This window comes from Pseudoxanthomonas sp. 134C1 (assembly GCF_057773065.1).
Window position 1 is genome coordinate 548,643 of the sequence record NZ_JBYMTH010000001.1, and the last position, 16,777, is coordinate 565,419.

Consider the following 16,777-nt stretch of genomic DNA (forward strand, 5'->3'; position numbering starts at 1 on the left):
TCACATATTTATCCCGGCCGCGACCATGACGGTACAGACATAAAGATGCGGTGAAGGCGCGAAGCCGGTAACCTTGTCGCCCCCTTCCGCCTGAGCCTTGGCGCTACTTTCGATGCTCTTCAAGAACGTCTCCATCGCGGGACTGGCGCACGTCGATGCGCCACACACGCTGACTTCCAAGGAAATCAACGAGCAGCTCAAGCCCACGCTTGAGCGCCTGGGCATCCGCACGGACGTGCTCGGCGACATCGCCGGCATCCATGCGCGCCGCCTTTGGGACGACGAACAGCAGGCGTCCGACGTGGCGACGCTGGCGGCGAGAAAGGCGCTGGCAGATGCCGGCGTGTCGGCCGAACGCATCGGCCTGCTGGTCAACACCTCGGTCAGCCGCGACTACCTGGAACCGTCCACCGCCAGCATCGTTTCCGGCAACCTCGGCCTGAGCGAGAACTGCCAGAACTTCGACGTCGCCAATGCCTGCCTGGCCTTCATCAATGGCATGGATATCGCCGCGCGCATGCTTGAGCGCGGTGAAATCGACTACGCGCTGGTCGTGGACGGCGAGACCGCCAACCTGGCCTACAAGAAGACGCTCGAGCGGATGATCGCGCCGGACATCACCGAGGAGCAGTTCCGCAACGAACTGGCCACACTGACCCTGGGCTGCGGCGCAGCCGCCATGGTGATGGCGCGCGCCGAACTGGTGCCGGAAGCGCCGCGCTACAAGGGCGGCGTGACCCGTTCGGCCACCGAGTGGAACAAACTCTGCCGCGGCAACCTGGACCGCATGGTCACCGACACCCGCATGCTGCTGATCGAAGGCATCAAGCTGGCGCAGAAGACCTTCATCGCCGCCAAGCAGGCGCTGGGCTGGGCGGTCGACGAGCTGGATCAGTTCGTCATCCATCAGGTCAGCCAGGTGCATACCGCCGCCTTCATCAAGGCGTTCGGCATCGATCCGAAGAAGGTGCTGACCATCTTCGGCGAGCACGGCAACATCGGTCCGGCCAGCGTGCCGATCGTGCTGAGCAAGCTGAAGGAACTCGGCCGCCTGAAGAAGGGCGATCGCATCGCCCTGCTCGGCATCGGTTCCGGGCTGAACTGCTCGATGGCCGAAGTGGTCTGGTAATTGCCGGCCCACTGACCTTTCCCGAGGGCCGGTTCGCCGGCCCTTTTGTTTACCGCGGCACCGACCGATGAACCTTCCCGGCTATCCCTTCACTCCCCAGCGTTTCGAGGTACGTCCCGGCCTGTCCATGAGTTACCTGGACGAGGGCCCGCGCGATGGCGAGGTCGTGGTGATGCTGCACGGCAATCCGTCGTGGAGCTACTACTGGCGAAACCTGGTGTCCGGCCTCAGCGATCGCTATCGCTGCATCGTGCCGGACCACATCGGCATGGGCCTGTCGGACAAGCCGTCCGACGATCGCTACGACTACACCCTGCAATCGCGCGTGGACGACGTGGCGTCGCTGCTGCGCCACCTGGGCATCACCGGGCCGGTGACGCTGGCCGTGCACGACTGGGGCGGCATGATCGGTTTCGGCTGGGCGCTCTCGCACGCGGATCAGGTCAAGCGGCTGGTGATCACCAACACCGCTGCCTTCCCGCTGCCGCAGGCCAAGCCGATGCCCTGGCAGATCGCGCTGGGCCGCGACTGGAAGTTCGGCGCCTTCATCATCCGCGCGTTCAACGCGTTCTCCGGCGGCGCGTCCTACCTGGGCGTGAAGAAGAAGATGCCGGCCGATGTGCGCCGCGCCTACGTGTCGCCCTACGACAGCTGGGCCAACCGCATCTCCACGGTGCGCTTCATGCAGGACATCCCGCTGGGACCGGGCGACAAGGCCTGGGCACTGCTGGCCGAAGCGGGCCGCCGCCTGCCGGAGTTCGCCGATCGGCCGGCGCTGCTGGGCTGGGGCCTGCAGGATTTCGTGTTCGACAAGCACTTCCTGGCCGGTTTCCGCGCGGCCCTGCCGCGGGCGGACCTGCATGCCTGGGACGACGCCGGCCACTACGTGCTGGAAGACAAGGCAGCCGAACTGGTGCCGCTGATCCGCGACTTCCTGGAACGGCATCCGCTGACGGCGGATTGATCGCCGGAATGTGTCCGGGCGCGGCCTCAGGCCGCCCGGATCGGTGGCAGCGGCGTCGACGGGTCGTTGTCGTGATCGTCCGGATTGCTGTTGTCGTCGTTGGCCGCGCCATCGCGCCAGCGCCAGTCCGCGGTGGTCAGGGCCGGCAGACCCCACGCGACGCGGGCCTTGTCGCATTGCGGGCTCGGCTCGCCGAATTCCCACGAGGCCGGCACGTCGCGGCAGACGGTCGGGCGCTGCGGATGGATGCTGCAGCGCGAACGCACGCCGATGTCCGCATCCAGCGCCACGCAGCGCGGCTTTTGTTCCCAGGTGCCCCGCATGACCACGCGATGCGGGTCGAACGGTTCGGTGAGTTCGGCCGGCACCGGTCCGCCGAGGGCGGGATCGGTTTCGCTCCAGTGGAAACTGACGCGGAAGTAGGCGCAGCAGGCGCCGCAGGTCAGGCAGGGATGCATGGGGAAGGCCCGGGCGGTGCGCGAGGAGGGCGAAGGGGTGCGGAATTGTGAGGCCTCTCTCGGCTGACGCAAGTACCGTCCAGCGGCGACAATGGGCGGATGACCGAACCCTGCAACATCGCCGCCACCCTGCCGCGACTGGCCCGCGAGCAGCCCGACCGCATCGCCATGCGCGTCCCCGGGCGTGATGGCCGCTATGCCGACGGGCTGACCTACGCCCAACTGGACGCCCGCAGCGACGCCATCGCCGCCGGGCTGGGTCGATACGGCATCGGCCGGGGGACCCGCACGGTGGTCATGGTCCGGCCGACGCCGGAGTTCTTCCTGCTGATGTTCGCCCTCTTCAAGACGGGGGCGGTGCCGGTGCTGGTGGATCCGGGCATCGACAGGCGTGCGCTGAAGCAATGCCTGGACGAAGCCGAGCCGGAAGCCTTCATCGGCATCCCGCTGGCCCAGATCGCGCGCCTGCTGCTGGGCTGGGCGCGCAGTGCGCGCCGCCTCGTCACCGTCGGCGCGCGCTGGGGCTGGGGCGGCACCACCCTGGCCCGGCTGGAACGCCTGGGGCAGGGGGCCGGCCCGCAGTTGGCGACGACCGCACCGGACGACATGGCTGCCATCCTGTTCACCAGCGGCTCGACCGGCGTGCCCAAGGGAGTGGTGTACCGGCATCGCCATTTCGTCGGCCAGATCGAGTTGCTGCGCGAGGCGTTCGCCATGCAGCCCGGTGGCGTGGACCTGCCGACCTTTCCGCCGTTCGCGCTGTTCGATCCGGCGCTGGGCCTGACTTCGATCATCCCGGACATGGATCCGACCCGGCCGGCCAACGCCGATCCGGAAAAGCTGCATGCGGCGATCGCGCGGTTCGGTGTCACCCAGTTGTTCGGATCGCCCGCGTTGATGAAGGTACTGGCCGACCACGGCCAGCCGTTGCCGACGGTGCGTCGGGTGACCTCGGCCGGGGCGCCGGTGCCGCCGGACACGGTGGCGCGGATACGCGCGCTGCTGCCGGACGATGCGCAGTTCTGGACGCCCTATGGCGCGACCGAGTGCCTGCCGGTGGCGGTGATCGAGGGCCGCGAGCTGGAGGCCACGCGCGAGGCCACCGAGGCCGGCGCCGGCACCTGCGTGGGTCGGCCGGTGCCGCCCAACCAGGTTCGCATCATCCGCATCGACGACGGCGCGATCGCCGACTGGGATGCGGTGCGGATGCTGTCCGCCGGCGAGGTCGGCGAGATCACGGTGGCCGGACCGACCGCCACCGATGCCTACTTCAACCGCGAAGCCGCCACCCGCGGCGCCAAGATCCGCGAGCGCCTGGATGGCGGCGGCGAACGCATCGTCCATCGCATGGGCGACGTCGGCTATTTCGACGGAGAGGGCCGGCTGTGGTTCTGCGGCCGCAGGACCCAGCGCGTGGAAACCGCGCAGGGACCGCTGTATACCGAACAGGCCGAGCCCATCTTCAACACGCACCCGGACGTGCGCCGGACCGCGCTGGTGGGCGTGGGCGAACCGGGACGCCAGCAGCCGGCCCTGTGCTTCGAACTGCTGCCGGAGGTGGCGGCGATGCGCCGCGACGCGGTCGCCGCCGACCTGCGCACACTGGCGCAACGTCATCGGCATACCGCGGGCATCGAGATTTTCCTCTGCCATCCGGGCTTCCCGGTGGACATCCGCCACAACGCCAAGATCGGTCGCGAGAAGCTGGCGGTCTGGGCGGCACAGCAGTTGGAGCGCGCATGAAGATCCTGGTCACCGGCGGCGGTGGATTCCTTGGCCAGGCCCTGTGCCGGGGCCTGGTCGAACGCGGCCATCACGTCATCAGCTTCAATCGCGGCCACTACCCCGCGCTGGCCGCGCTCGGCGTCGGCCAGGTGCAGGGCGATCTCGCCGACGCGCATGCGGTGATGCATGCCGCCGCCGGCGTCGACGCGATCTTCCACAATGCCGCCAAGGCGGGTGCCTGGGGCGCTTACCGGCTCTATCACCAGGCCAACGTGGTCGGCACCGAGAACGTGCTGGCCGCCTGCCGCCAGCACGGCATCCACCGGCTGATCTATACCTCCACGCCCAGCGTGACCCATCGCGCCACCCATCCGGTGGAAGGCGGCACCGCCGACAGCGTGCCGTATGGCGAAGGCTTCAAGGCGCCCTATGCCACCACCAAACTGATTGCCGAGAAGTCGGTGCTGGCCGCGAATGGTCCCGATCTGGCGACCGTGGCCCTGCGTCCGCGCCTGATCTGGGGCCCGGGCGATCACCAGATCCTGCCGCGGCTGGTGGAACGCGCGAAGTCCGGCCGCCTGCGCATCGTCGGCGACGGGGGCAACCGGGTGGATACCACCTACATCGACAACGCCGCGCAGGCGCATTTCGACGCCTTCGAACATCTGGCGCCCGGTGCGCGTTGCGCCGGCAAGGCCTATTTCATTTCCAACGGCGAACCCAAGCCGATGGGCGAACTGCTCAACACCCTGCTCGCCGCGGCGGGCGCGCCCGGGGTGGACAGGCACCTGTCGTTCAAGGCGGCCTACCGGATCGGCGCGGTCTGCGAAGCGCTGTGGACGGTGCTGCCATTGAAGGGCGAACCGCCGATGACCCGCTTCCTGGCCGAGCAGCTCAGCACCACGCACTGGTACGACATGACTCCGGCGCGCGAGGACTTCGGCTACGTGCCGCGCATTTCGTTTAACGAAGGCATCATCCGGCTGAAGTCGTCACTCCGCGACAACGCCGCCGTCACCTCTCCGTGACTCCGGGGCCCCCAGCATGGATGCGCGCCGAATGGAGCGCGCCCGTGTTTCAGGAGATCCCATGCTGCGCTATGCCGTCATCTTCTTCGTTATCGCGCTGATCGCGGCGGTGCTGGGTTTCAGCGGCATCGCCGGCGCCGCCAGCAACATTGCCTGGATCCTGTTCGTCGTCTTCCTGATTCTGGCCATCATTTCCCTGTTCCGCGGCAGGAGCGTGTAGCGCGCCTGGTTTCGCGGCGCGGCCGGCGGTGTGGGGCGGGGGCGTATGGGTAGAATGGCGGCATGTCCGCCTCTCCCTTCGATCTGCTCAAGCCCTTCGCCGGCCGTGCGCTGGAAGCCGCGCTCAACCGCGCGCTGACCCTGGATCCCGATACCCGCGCCGGCCTGGCGCCGCTGGAAGGCCGGCGCGTCGCTTTGGCGCTGGAATCACCCGCGGTCGCGTTGGAGATCCGGGTCGGGGGCGGCGAACTCCAGGTCGGCCCGGTCCATGAAGTCCACGAGCCGGATCTGGCCGTCCGCGCGACCTTGGGAGGCGTGTTGTCGCAGTTGCCGTTCCTGCGCCGCGACAACGCCGCGCCGGTCGGCCGCATGCGCATCTCCGGCGACGCCGATCTTGCGCGCCGCCTGCAGACGCTGGCCGAGCGTTTCGACCCGGACTGGCAACAGCCGTTCACCGCCGCGTTCGGCGACATTCTCGGCGTGCAGATCGCCAACGCGCTGAGCGCCGGCCTGCGCCAGGCCCGCACCGCGGCACGTGGATTCGCCGAGAACACCGCCGAGTACCTCACCGAGGAATCGCGCGACGTGGTCGCGCGCGCGGAGCTGAATGCCTTCCATGACGACGTTGATGCGTTGCGCGACGACGTCGAACGCCTGGCCGCGCGCGTGCAGCGGCTGGCGGTGAAACGAGGGAGCGCCGCATGAAGCCGGTGTTGCGGGCCAGCAAGATTGGCCGGGTCCTGCTGCGCTACCGACTGGATGATCTGCTGGACGACACCCCGGCCGAGCGCTGGCTGAAACTCGCACGGCCGTTCGTGCCGCGCGCTTCGGCCGAGATCGCCGCGCAGCCGCGTGGCGCGCGCCTGCGGCTGGCGCTGCAGGAGCTGGGACCGATCTTCGTCAAGTTCGGCCAGATCCTTTCCACCCGCCGCGATCTGGTGCCGCCGGACGTGGCCGAGGAACTGGCGCTGTTGCAGGACCGCGTCCAGCCGTTCGACGGCGCCGCCGCGCGCGCCATCGTCGAACAGGCGCTGGGGCGCCCCGTCGGCGAAGCGTTCGCCGCTTTCGATACCTCGCCGCTGGCCTCCGCCTCCATCGCGCAGGTGCACGCGGCCACCCTGCCCGGCGGGCGCGAGGTGGTGGTCAAGGTGCTGCGGCCCGACATCGAGAAGCAGATTGCCGCCGACATCGCGCTGCTGAAATCGGTGGCCGCGCTGGTGGAGCGCGCCCATCCCAGCGCGGACAAGATTCGCCCGCGCGAGATCGTGGCCGAGATCGAATCGACGCTGGCGGCCGAACTGGATCTCCAGCGCGAAGGCGCCAACGCCAGCGTGATGCGGCGCTTCTGGAAGGATTCCGACGACCTGTACGTACCGGAAATCCTGTGGTCGCACACCAGCGAGCGCGTGCTGACCATGGAGCGCGTCCACGGCATTCCCTCCGACGACATCGCCGCGCTGGACGCGGCGGGCGTGGATCGACGCGCGCTGGCGGCCAAGGGCGTGCGGGTGTTCTACACCCAGGTGTTCCGCGACAACTTCTTCCACGCCGACGCGCACGCCGGCAACATCTGGGTCGACAGCGATCCGGCCCGCAAGGCCAACCCGCGCTTCATCGCCCTGGACTTCGGCATCACCGGGCAGCTCTCGCCGGAAGACCAGTACTACCTGGCCGAGAACTTCATGGCCATCTTCAACAAGGACTACCGGCGCATCGCCGAACTCCATGTCGAAGCGGGCTGGATGCCGGCGACCGTGCGCATCGATGAACTGGAAGCCGCCGCGCGCGCGGTGTGCGAGCCTTACTTCACCCGGCCGCTGTCGGAAATCTCGCTGGCCGAGGTGCTGCTCAAACTGTTCCGCACCGCGCAGAAATACGAACTGACCCTGCAGCCACAGCTGATCCTGCTGCAGAAGACCCTGCTCAACATCGAAGGCGTCGGCCGGCAGATGGATCCGCACCTGGACATCTGGGCGGTGGCGCGTCCGGTGCTGGAGAAGATCCTGATCGAGCGTTACAGCCCGCAACGCGCAGTGCAGGAATTCCGCAAGCGGCTGCCGGAGATCATGACCCACGCGCCGGACATGCCACGGCTGGTCCACGCCTGGCTGACCCAGCAGGTCGAGGGCAAGCATGAGCTGGCGATGCGCTCGCGCGATCTGGCCGATCTGGCGACGACGTTGCGCGGGATGCAGCGCCGCATCGTGGCGGCGATCCTGGGCGTGGGCCTGCTGCTGGTGGCGGCGGTGCTGTACGGACTGGAAGCCGGCGGGCCACGTATCCTGTCGGTGCCCGCGTCCGCATGGATTGCCGGTGCCGGCGGCCTCTGGGCGCTGCTGGCGGCCTGGCCGCGCCGGTGATCGGGAAAATCCACCTGTGGGAGCGACGTCAGTCGCGAAGCTCTTGGCGATACCCGGTTCGCGACTGACGTCGCTCCCACATTCAGGCAATCCAGCGAGCGAAGAACCAATGCCGAAATCGAAACTCCTGAAACTGATGTTGGCCGTCCCACTCCTGGCATTGCTCGGTGCCTGCGCGCACACGCCGAAAGAACACCACAATCCGCTTGCGCGATGGGCCCCCTCTCCCAACCGCGAAGCGCGCAGGCCCATCCTGATCGTCATCCACGCCACCGAGCAGAACTCGGTGGCCGAGAGCCTGGAAACCCTGCGGACGGAAAACTCCGGTGGGCCGGTGAGCGCGCACTACCTGATTGGCCGCGGTGGCGAACGCTATCAACTGGTCGCCGACGAGCTGCGCGCCTGGCACGCGGGAGGCGGCCGCTGGGGCACGATCACCGACGTCAACAATGTCTCCATCGGCATCGAACTGGACAACGACGGGCACTCCGAGTTTCCCGCCGAACAGATCGACAGCCTGCTCGTGCTGCTGGAGGATCTGTGCACGCGGCTGTACATCCCGCGCACGCAGATCGTCGCGCACGCCGACTTCGCGCCGACCCGCAAGCAGGATCCGGGCATGCGCTTCCCGTGGCGGCGGCTCGCACTGGCGGGGTTCGGCATCTGGCCCGCCGCCGATGCGCCGCCGGCGCCGGATGGATTTGATCCGTGGAACGCGCTGCGCCTGCTCGGCTATCCGCTGGTTGACCGCGCCGCCACCGTGCGCGCGTTCCATCGTCGCTTCCGCGGTACCGAGACCGACGTACTGGATACGGAAGACCTGCGCATCCTGGCGTCACTGGTCCAGCAGGCCGGCGGCGAGTAGAGCCTCGGCCTAGCGACCCGACAATCCGTAGGCGACCGGCGAGCCGGACGGGAAGGACAGCCCGGGCAGAGGCGCAAGTGTTTCGCCATCCAGCCGGAACATGTGCATGCGGTGGTCGTTCATGCTCTGCGCGAATACCGTTCGTGCATCGTCGAGGAAACCGACGCCCTGCGCCCAGCCACCGAATTCGGCCGCCGCCAACGGCCGCAGCCGTCCGGATTCGATCGCCAGCACCACCAGCCGGCTGTGCGCCGAATGCAGCGGGTGTGAACGCGCCACGGTGCTCATGTTCTGCAGTGCCGCGGCCGCGTGGCGGCCATCCGGTGCGCATGCCACGCCTTCCGGGGAAACACCGACCGAGGTGGTGTCGATTACCCGGGGCAACGCACCGCGCGTATCGATCAGACTGATGGTGTCGACGTCGCCGGTCACCTTGCCGTAATTCGCGACCACCGCGAGCCCGGTATCACCGCAGAGCGCTAGCGCGGTGGGGCCGATGCCGGTGCTCATTTCGTGCGCGGCCGGCAACACCGGGCGCCCCTCGGCCACGGACAGCCAGGCAATCCGGCCGCTGCCGGGGAGGCTCAGCAACGCGTGCGCGCCGTCGGTGGTGAAGACAGCGGCGATCGGCGCGCTGCCGCTCTCGAAGCGAACCACGTCGATCACCTCCCAATGGCCCGCACGCTTTTCCAGCACGCTGACGCTGTCGGCGCCGGCATGCGGCACCCAGGCATGGCGTCCGTCCGGGTGCAGGATGACCGATGAAGGGGCCGCGGCCAGGACCAGCGCCTGGGCGACGCGCATCGGCGTCACCACAAGATCGACCACCGCCATCGTCTGGTTGGCGGTGAATGCGTCGGGGCGCCCGGGATCGACGCGGGTGAACGCGGTCACCAGCGCCTCGCGCCGGTCCGCGCTGATGGCGACGCTGGAAGGCGGCCCCTGGAAGCTGATGGGTACGGCCACCTCGCCCAGCGAACGCCACGGCATGCTGGCGGTGTCGTAGAACACCACCCGGTCCGGCGCCGGCGTTTCCAGGATCTCCACCTCGCCATCGACCATCCTGCTCTTGCCGTCCAGGGCGATGCCGATGGTCTGGGCATGCAGCGTGCCCAAGACGAGCCAACAGGACACAAGCAGCCCGAAAGCCGCGATGCGGCCAGACACGGTGCGACGACACGGCAAGCAACGAGGCATGGAGCACGTTTCCGCAGCGGACGAGTCGCGGATCCTAAAGGCATCCCGGCGGTACAGGTGTTCAGCATGCGTGACGGTGACGTTGATGAACGCCGGCGTGCCGGAACAGGACGAAAGGCGGCGACTTAAAGCCCTTTTAATGCGGCCGGCGCAGCATGCCCGCGACGCAATGCATGCCCCCGCCCGAGAAATCCCATGAACCTGTTCCCCGCACTCGTGCCGCGCGACCGCGTATCACCGCCGATCTTCCCCCCGACGCCGGGCCCCGTGGTCAGGCGGGTTACCCGCCAGGAAGTGGAGGTATTGATGGCCCTGTGCGACCAACATGGACAGGCCGCCCGACTGGCGTTGAGCGATGCCGATGCGCAGAGCGGCATGTTGGAACTGATGGAAGCGCTGTTCGATCCCCCGCTGCGCGCCTGGGCCTGGATCGCGCGCGAACGCGACACCGCGATGGGCTACGCCGCCGCGACGATCGGCTTCTCGCTGCTCGAACGCGGCTACTACCTGCGCCTGGAATCGCTGTATGTGGACCCGACCTGGCGCGGGCGCGAAATAGAAGCGCGCCTGCTGGCGGCGGTGCGCGAAACCGCCGCGCAGCTGGGCTGCATCGCCGTGCACTGGCAGCGGGGCGCCCATCTTTCGCCACTGCGTGTCGAAGGCGCGAGCATCGACGCCGGTGGCAATGGCGCGCTCCGCCTGGTTGCGTCGTGAGCCGCAGGCGCCGCCGCTCCTCCCCCCGGCGGCGCCTCGGCCGGCGCATCGCCACCTTCTTCCTGCTCCTGATCGTCGGAACGCTCTACATGTCCCTGTCCGCCTGCAGCACCGTCCCCTATCCGCAGTCACCGCAGTACCGCGAAAGCGCGTTCCGCAATCCGGTCGAACCGCGCCAGCCCGCGACCCGGGAAATGCCCGGACTGTGGTGGCGCTTCCTGTTCGGAAAATCCGACCGCACCGTCCCGCCGACCGCGCCGCCGATCCGCCGCATCACCCGCGCGGAACTGGACGCGGCCGCGGACGGCACGCTCTATCGCATCGGCCATTCCACCGTGTTGTTGAAGCTCGAAGGCGGCTACTGGCTCACCGACCCGGTGTTCTCCGAACGCGCCTCGCCGGTGCAATGGGCAGGCCCGCGACGTTTCCATGCGCCAGCCATCGCGCTGGCGGATCTGCCGCCGATCGCCGGCGTGATCCTGTCGCATGATCACTACGATCATCTCGACAAGGCCAGCATCCGCGCGCTGGCCGATCGCGCCGAGCGCTTCATCACCCCGCTGGGCGTGGGCGATCTGCTGGCGCGCTGGGGCGTGCCGAAGGAAAAGATCACCCAGTTGGACTGGTGGCAATCAGTGCGCGTCGGCGGTCTGAATCTGACGGCCACGCCCGCCCAGCACTTCTCCGGCCGCGCGCCTTTCCAGACGAACCCCACGCTGTGGGCATCCTGGGTCATCGAGACATCGCGGCAGCGGATTTTCTTCAGTGGAGACACTGGTTACTTTTCCGGCTTCCGCGAGATCGGCGACCGGATGGGTCCGTTCGATCTGACCCTGCTCGAATGCGGTGCCTACGATCCATTGTGGGAAGGCGTCCACATGTTGCCGGAGCAGAGCGTGCAGGCGCATCTGGATCTGCGTGGCCGCTGGATGATGCCGATCCACAACGGCACCTTCGATCTCGCCTTCCACGACTGGAACGCACCGATGGAAGCGGTCAGCGGCATCGCCGCCGCGCGTGGCGTGGCGGTGAGCATGCCGATGATCGGGCAGCCGGTCTCGGTCGCCGAGCCGCAGCCGTTCACGTCATGGTGGCGGCTGCCGCGCTGAGCCAGCTCAGCGATCCGGAAAACGTACCCGGATCGACAGGCCGCGCCCATCCAGGCCGTCGTCCAGAGTGACTTCGGCGCCATGGGCCTGGGCGATGCGCCGCACCAGCGACAGGCCGATGCCGCTGCCGCGCTCGCCATTGCCGTTGCTGCCACGGAAGAAGCGATCGAAGATCTGTCCGCGTTCCTCCCGCAGCACGCCGGGACCGTTGTCGGTGACGATCAGCTCCACACCGGTGTCGTCCGCATCGCGGCCGCACGCGACCACGATCCGGCCGCCTTCGCCGCTGTAGCGGATGGCATTGTCGATCAGGTTGCGCACCAGCACGCCCAGGTCGTCCAGATCGCCGGACACGGGCGCGACCGCGGTGTTGAGCACGATGGTCTGTTGCCGGCGCGACGCCATGATCTCGAACTCGCGCACCACCATCGCCACCACGTCGGCCAGCTCGACCGGCGCGTATTCGTGACGACGTTGCGACGCGTCGATGCGCGCCGAGTCCAGCAACTGCTGTGCGAGCCGGGAGGTGCGCTCGATGCCGTGCGCGAGCTGGCCCAGCGCCTGCCGCGCATCGGCCTCGCTGCCGGCGCGCAGGGCCACCTGGGTCTGGGTCTGCAACGCGGCCAGTGGTGTGCGCAGTTCGTGCGCGGCGTCGGCGAGGAACTGGCGCTCGCCCTGCATGGCCTCGGCCAGCCGTGCCAGCAGCCCGTTGAATGATTCCATCAGGGGCTGGATTTCGCGCGGGATGCCGGCCGTGGGCAGTGGCGTCAGATCCAGCGCCTCGCGCCGTGACATCTGATCGCGCAGGCGATTCACCGGAAGCAGGCTCCAGCCGATCGCCGCCCAGATCGCCAGCGCCAGTCCGGCCATCAGCGCCACCGCCGTCAGCAGGGAAATCTTCACCCACCAGGCGACTTCGGCCCGCAGCTGCTTGCGCGACATGCCGACCTGCACCTGCACCCGGCCACTGGCATCGGTGACCGCGTAGACCCGCCAGTCGTCGCCGGCGGTGCGGGTGTTGGCCAGGCCCGGCTGGAAGCTGGGCTGCAACGGCGTCTTCGGCGCGCCGCTGGACGACACGATGCTCTCACGCCGTTGCAGGCTCCAGACCTGGAAGCGGATCTTGTCGAACTTGTTGTGGGGTCGGGCGGGCAGACCGGCAGGCAGCTGCAGGCGCGAACGCCCGCCGACGATGTCCACGTCGCTCGGCATCGACAGCAGGATCTGCTGGCCGACCTCGCGCAGTGATTGATCCCAGTACCCGTTCTGCTGGCGCGAGACCTGCACGTATTGGCAGCCCAGCCAGATCAGCCAGCCGATCAGGGTCACCCCCATCAGCGTGGCCAGCAGCTTGCCCTTGAGCGAATGGTGCCGCCTCATCCTCATTCCACCTCGCCGACGCGATAGCCGAAGCCATGCACGGTGGTGATGAAATCGTCGCCGAGCTTGCGTCGCAGCTGGTGGATATAGACCGCGATGGTGTTGCTCTCGATCGTGCCGTCGCCGCCGTAGACCAGCGATTCCAGCGCATCGCGCGCCACCACCCGGCCCTGGCGCTCCATCAGCGCCATCAGCGTGCGGTACTCGTGCACGCCCAGTTTCACCACTTGGCCGCCGCGGGTGACCTGGCGCGCCGCCGGATCCAGGACCACGTCGCGGCACGACAGCACCGGCGCAACGCGGCCCTGGCTGCGGCGCACCACCGCGCGCAGGCGTGCGCATAGCTCGTCGGTCTGGAACGGCTTGACGATGTAGTCGTCCGCCCCGGCGTCCAGCCCGCGGACGCGGTCGCTGAGCTGGTCGCGGGCGGTGACGATGAGGACCGGGGTGGTGTCGTAGCGCTGGCGCAGCGCGTTCAGGACATCCAGGCCGGAGCCGCGCGGCAGCCCCAGGTCCAGCAGCACGGCCGCGAAAGTGTGGTCAATCAGCGCGGTCTTGGCCGCGCCGGCATCCTCGGCCCGCGCGACTTCCCAGCCATCCTGGCGCAATGCCGCCGCCACGGCATCGCCGAGCATGCGATCGTCTTCCACCAGCAGGATCGGGGTCACGGCGAAGGTCCGGGCTTTCAGGGGACACGATGGTAAACGGACGGCTTTAAAGCCGTCTTAATCCCTTCCAGCGATACCTCGCGGGTGAGACGGGATGGGTTTTCCATCCCGTCACCTCGCCGTTGGCCCGCGGAAGCCCTTACCGGGGCGTCGACGGCGCATCGGTCGTCTTCGCGAAATCACCCGCCACGTACACGCTCAGCGTTTCCGGCTTGAAGTGCTTGCGGATGGCGGCATTGACCTGTTCCCGGGTCAGCGCGCCGTAGGCGGCATCCAGATCGGTGGTGAACTGCATGGTCCGGCCGTAGTAGGCCTGATCGGTGAGCATGCCGGCGACCGCGCCGTCCTCGGCGCGGCCCTGCCGGCGCTCGGTCAGCGTGCCGGAGACCGCATCGCGCAGTTCCTCTTCGGTGATGCCGTCCTTGATCAGATGCGCCAGTTCCTCGCGGACGGCGGCTTCGACCTTGGCCATGTTTTCCGGCGCGGCGATGGCCTGGATGTTGAAGCTGCCGTTGTCGTCGGTGCCTTCGCGGCTGTCGTCGGCGCGCACCGCGCTGGAGACGCCGTAGCTCAAGCCTTCCTTCTGGCGGATGCGATCGCCCAGCCGCGACTTCAGCGCGCCGCCACCGAAGATGCGGTTGGCCAGCAGGATGGCCGGATAGTCGGGGTCGGTGACCTTGAGCGAGAGGTTGCTGCGCGCCAGCAGCACCGCGTTGGGCTTGTCCGGCGTCGACAGACGCTGGTTGATCGCCGGGACCGCCGCGTAGCGGGTGTTGATGGGGGCGTAGGAGTGCCGCGAGGTCCAGTCGGCGAACAGGGATTCCAGCTGCGCGCGCACCGCCACCGGATCGAAGTCGCCGACCACCGCGATCTCGCCGTCGGCGGTGCCGTAGAAGTCGCGATGGAAGGCGGCCAGGTCCTCGCGCTTGAGCGCCTTCACCGCGGCAATGGCTTCATCGAGGGTATCGATATGCAGCGGATGGCCCTTGGGCCAGGGATCGAAATGATGCGCCAGCGCCTGGCCGGCCACCGCGCCGGGCTCCTTGCGCGAGGCTTCCATGCCGGTCAGGGCCTGCAGGCGCAACTGTTCGAACTCGCTTTCCGGAAACGCCGGGTGACGCAGGATGTCGGCCGCCAGCGCCAGCGCGTCGGCGAGCTGGGTACGCCGGCTCAGCAGGGAAATCCCCGCGCCCTGCAGGCCGCCGCTGACGCTGGCCTGGGTCTTCAGGGCCTCGAAGCGCTGATCGATCTGTTCCCGGCTCAGCGCGGTGCTGCCGCGCATGAGCATGGCGCCCGCCAGGCCGGAGGCGTCCTGCCGCCCGGTCAACGAGGCGACATCGCCGAACCGGAAGTTGGCATCCACCACCACGGTTTCGCCGCGCGTCTTGCGCGGCAACAGCGCCACCCGCAAGCCATTGCCCAAGGTGAAGCGCTGGGTACGCGCTTCCAGATTCTGCGGCGTCGGGTCGAACTGTTCGCCGGAGGAGACCGCCGCGCGCCCGACGTAGCCGTCCACCAGTTTCGCCACGTCGGGTCGCGGCGTGATGGTGACGCGATCCGGCGGGTCGGTGGGAATGAAGCGGCCGAGGGTGCGGTTGCCCGGTTTCAGATACTCGTCCGCCACACGATTGACATCGGCGGCGGTGACCCTGGCGATCGCGTCGCGGGTGATGAACAGCAACCGCCAGTCGCCGGCGGCAAGGAATTCTGACAGCCCCATGCCCACCGCGTTGACGTCGGTGAAGTAAAGCTCGTAGGCGTTGGCGATACGCTGCTTGGCTTCCTCGACTTCCGCGTCGGTCACCGGTCTGCGCGCCACGCCCTCGACTTCGGACAGCAGTTCCCGCTCGGCCTTGGCCGCGTCACCGTCCTTCGGCAGCACCGCCAGCGCGGTGAACAGGCCGGGATCGCGCAGCGACTCGCTGCCCGCGCCGGTGCCGGCGGCGGTGCGCGGCTGCACCAGCGTCTTGTGCAGGCGGCCACCGGGGGTATGGCCCAGCACGTTGCCGAGCACGCTCAGCGCGGCGCTGTCCGGATGGCCGGCGGCGGGGATGTGATAGGCCGCGGCGACGATGCGGACATCGCCGACCCGGCGCACATCGACCTGGCGCTCGCCGTCCTGGGCGGGCTCGGCGGTGTGAAAGGCGGGCAGGGCGCGCGCGGGCTTCTTCACCGGCCCGAACCGGGTGGCCACGCGCGCCAGCACCGCGGCCGGATCTATGCGGCCGGCGATGATCAGGGTGGCGTTGTCGGGCTGGTACCAGGTCCGGTAGAAGCCCTGCAGCCGCTCGATCGGCACCCCTTCCACGTCCGAACGCGCGCCGATGGTGCTGTTGCCGTAGTTGTGCCACAGGAACGCGGTCGAACGGATGCGCTGGAACAGCACGCCGCCGGGATTGTTCTCGCCGGCCTCCAGTTCGTTGCGGACCACGGTCATCTCGCTGTCCAGATCCTTGCGGGCGATGTTGGAATGGACCATGCGATCGGCTTCCATCGCCAGCACCCAGTCGAGGGTGTCGTCGTCGGCGGGAAAGGACGCGAAGTAGTTGGTGCGATCCAGTCCGGTCGTCGCGTTGAACTGGATGCCGCGCTTCTTCATCTCGCCGCTGATGTCGGCATGCGTCGGCGTGCCCTTGAACAGCAGATGTTCCAGCAGATGCGCCATGCCGGTCTCGCCGTAGTTCTCGTGCACCGAACCCACGCCGTAGACCAGGTTCACCGTCACGGTGGGCTTGCTCGCGTCGGGGAACAGCAGCACCCGCAGACCGTTGCCCAGCCGGTACTCGCTGATGCCCTCGACGCTGGGGCCGGCGACCACGCCACGGGGCAGGCTGGCGTCGGCGAACGCCGTCGGCATGGCGCCGAGGCTTAGCGTCATGGTCAGGCCAAGTGCGAGAATGAGGCGGCGTGGTTGCATGCAGGACTCCTGGAAAACGGCAGCCCCGAGTTTCGCAGATTTGC

Annotated in this window: 16 protein-coding genes; 10 read left to right on the forward strand and 6 right to left on the reverse strand. The window is 68.4% G+C overall.

Annotated features, from left to right (window positions below):
- Nucleotides 1–123, reverse strand: coding sequence for a hypothetical protein (locus tag AC3DEZ_RS02395; protein WP_488386775.1), 123 nt, complete (start codon nt 121–123; stop codon nt 1–3).
- On the opposite strand from AC3DEZ_RS02395, the gene AC3DEZ_RS02400 reads away from it, so the two are divergent.
- Together AC3DEZ_RS02400 and AC3DEZ_RS02405 are read left to right on the forward strand one after the other, a co-directional pair.
- Nucleotides 113–1,129: a 3-oxoacyl-ACP synthase III gene (locus AC3DEZ_RS02400; protein WP_488386776.1), complete on the forward strand. Its 1,017-nt coding sequence runs from the start codon at nt 113–115 to the stop codon at nt 1,127–1,129. The two genes, AC3DEZ_RS02395 and AC3DEZ_RS02400, sit on opposite strands and share 11 nt — an antisense overlap.
- 67 nt (nt 1,130–1,196) lie before the next feature.
- Nucleotides 1,197–2,093: an alpha/beta fold hydrolase gene (locus AC3DEZ_RS02405; protein ID WP_488386777.1), complete on the forward strand. Its 897-nt coding sequence runs from the start codon at nt 1,197–1,199 to the stop codon at nt 2,091–2,093.
- Between the two features lie 26 nt (nt 2,094–2,119).
- Here the strand turns inward: AC3DEZ_RS02405 and AC3DEZ_RS02410 are convergent, their stop codons facing one another.
- A complete protein-coding gene (locus tag AC3DEZ_RS02410) occupies nt 2,120–2,551 on the reverse strand; it encodes a YkgJ family cysteine cluster protein (protein ID WP_488386778.1) in 432 nt (143 codons plus the stop codon).
- Between the two features lie 99 nt (nt 2,552–2,650).
- Between AC3DEZ_RS02410 and oleC the strand changes: the two genes are divergently transcribed.
- The 6 genes from oleC (at nt 2,651) to AC3DEZ_RS02440 (ending at nt 8,748) form a co-directional block, all read left to right on the forward strand.
- The gene (gene oleC / locus AC3DEZ_RS02415) at nt 2,651–4,294 is read left to right on the forward strand and encodes an olefin beta-lactone synthetase (protein ID WP_488386779.1); all 1,644 of its coding nucleotides are present in this window, start codon (nt 2,651–2,653) and stop codon (nt 4,292–4,294) included.
- Complete coding sequence (gene oleD, locus AC3DEZ_RS02420) at nt 4,291–5,304, forward strand: 2-alkyl-3-oxoalkanoate reductase (RefSeq protein ID WP_488386780.1); 1,014 nt, start codon at nt 4,291–4,293, stop codon at nt 5,302–5,304. Before oleC ends, oleD begins: the two co-directional genes overlap by 4 nt.
- A 61-nt stretch (nt 5,305–5,365) precedes the next feature.
- Complete coding sequence (locus tag AC3DEZ_RS02425; RefSeq protein WP_141454537.1) at nt 5,366–5,524, forward strand: DUF1328 domain-containing protein; 159 nt, start codon at nt 5,366–5,368, stop codon at nt 5,522–5,524.
- Nucleotides 5,525–5,586: 62 nt separating this feature from the next.
- On the forward strand, nt 5,587–6,228 hold the full coding sequence (locus AC3DEZ_RS02430; protein ID WP_488386781.1) for a ubiquinone biosynthesis accessory factor UbiJ: 642 nt from the start codon (nt 5,587–5,589) through the stop codon (nt 6,226–6,228).
- On the forward strand, nt 6,225–7,883 hold the full coding sequence (ubiB, locus tag AC3DEZ_RS02435) for a ubiquinone biosynthesis regulatory protein kinase UbiB (RefSeq protein WP_488386782.1): 1,659 nt from the start codon (nt 6,225–6,227) through the stop codon (nt 7,881–7,883). The genes AC3DEZ_RS02430 and ubiB overlap by 4 nt, the downstream gene beginning before the upstream one ends.
- Nucleotides 7,884–8,022: 139 nt before the next feature.
- Nucleotides 8,023–8,748 carry an N-acetylmuramoyl-L-alanine amidase gene (locus AC3DEZ_RS02440; protein ID WP_488386783.1) on the forward strand — a complete coding sequence of 242 codons (726 nt, stop codon included), beginning with the start codon at nt 8,023–8,025 and terminating at the stop codon, nt 8,746–8,748.
- A gap of 9 nt (nt 8,749–8,757) precedes the next feature.
- Here AC3DEZ_RS02440 and AC3DEZ_RS02445 read toward each other — a convergent pair whose 3' ends face one another.
- The gene (locus tag AC3DEZ_RS02445) at nt 8,758–9,864 is read right to left on the reverse strand and encodes a YncE family protein (protein WP_488386784.1); all 1,107 of its coding nucleotides are present in this window, start codon (nt 9,862–9,864) and stop codon (nt 8,758–8,760) included.
- A 276-nt stretch (nt 9,865–10,140) separates the two neighbouring features.
- Between AC3DEZ_RS02445 and AC3DEZ_RS02450 the strand changes: the two genes are divergently transcribed.
- Nucleotides 10,141–10,659: a GNAT family N-acetyltransferase gene (locus AC3DEZ_RS02450; RefSeq protein WP_488386785.1), complete on the forward strand. Its 519-nt coding sequence runs from the start codon at nt 10,141–10,143 to the stop codon at nt 10,657–10,659.
- An 89-nt stretch (nt 10,660–10,748) separates the two neighbouring features.
- Nucleotides 10,749–11,768: an MBL fold metallo-hydrolase gene (locus AC3DEZ_RS02455; RefSeq protein WP_488386786.1), complete on the forward strand. Its 1,020-nt coding sequence runs from the start codon at nt 10,749–10,751 to the stop codon at nt 11,766–11,768.
- 6 nt (nt 11,769–11,774) lie between these two features.
- Here AC3DEZ_RS02455 and AC3DEZ_RS02460 read toward each other — a convergent pair whose 3' ends face one another.
- From AC3DEZ_RS02460 to AC3DEZ_RS02470, 3 genes are all read right to left on the reverse strand, one after another.
- On the reverse strand, nt 11,775–13,148 hold the full coding sequence (locus AC3DEZ_RS02460) for an ATP-binding protein (RefSeq protein ID WP_488386787.1): 1,374 nt from the start codon (nt 13,146–13,148) through the stop codon (nt 11,775–11,777).
- Between the two features lie 2 nt (nt 13,149–13,150).
- Nucleotides 13,151–13,816, reverse strand: a complete 666-nt coding sequence (locus tag AC3DEZ_RS02465) for a response regulator transcription factor (RefSeq protein WP_488386788.1) — start codon at nt 13,814–13,816, stop codon at nt 13,151–13,153.
- A gap of 139 nt (nt 13,817–13,955) precedes the next feature.
- On the reverse strand, nt 13,956–16,733 hold the full coding sequence (locus AC3DEZ_RS02470; RefSeq protein WP_488386789.1) for a M16 family metallopeptidase: 2,778 nt from the start codon (nt 16,731–16,733) through the stop codon (nt 13,956–13,958).
- Nucleotides 16,734–16,777: the final 44 nt, after the last annotated feature.

Coding starts and splice junctions, on each gene's coding strand:
- AC3DEZ_RS02400 (WP_488386776.1), top strand. CDS start 113: ATGCTCTTCAAGAACGTCTCCATCGCGGGACTGGCGCACGTCGATGCG.
- AC3DEZ_RS02405 (WP_488386777.1), top strand. CDS start 1,197: ATGAACCTTCCCGGCTATCCCTTCACTCCCCAGCGTTTCGAGGTACGT.
- AC3DEZ_RS02410 (WP_488386778.1), bottom strand. CDS start 2,551: ATGCATCCCTGCCTGACCTGCGGCGCCTGCTGCGCCTACTTCCGCGTC.
- oleC (WP_488386779.1), top strand. CDS start 2,651: ATGACCGAACCCTGCAACATCGCCGCCACCCTGCCGCGACTGGCCCGC.
- oleD (WP_488386780.1), top strand. CDS start 4,291: ATGAAGATCCTGGTCACCGGCGGCGGTGGATTCCTTGGCCAGGCCCTG.
- AC3DEZ_RS02425 (WP_141454537.1), top strand. CDS start 5,366: ATGCTGCGCTATGCCGTCATCTTCTTCGTTATCGCGCTGATCGCGGCG.
- AC3DEZ_RS02430 (WP_488386781.1), top strand. CDS start 5,587: ATGTCCGCCTCTCCCTTCGATCTGCTCAAGCCCTTCGCCGGCCGTGCG.
- ubiB (WP_488386782.1), top strand. CDS start 6,225: ATGAAGCCGGTGTTGCGGGCCAGCAAGATTGGCCGGGTCCTGCTGCGC.
- AC3DEZ_RS02450 (WP_488386785.1), top strand. CDS start 10,141: ATGAACCTGTTCCCCGCACTCGTGCCGCGCGACCGCGTATCACCGCCG.
- AC3DEZ_RS02455 (WP_488386786.1), top strand. CDS start 10,749: ATGTCCCTGTCCGCCTGCAGCACCGTCCCCTATCCGCAGTCACCGCAG.
- AC3DEZ_RS02460 (WP_488386787.1), bottom strand. CDS start 13,148: ATGAGGCGGCACCATTCGCTCAAGGGCAAGCTGCTGGCCACGCTGATG.
- AC3DEZ_RS02470 (WP_488386789.1), bottom strand. CDS start 16,733: ATGCAACCACGCCGCCTCATTCTCGCACTTGGCCTGACCATGACGCTA.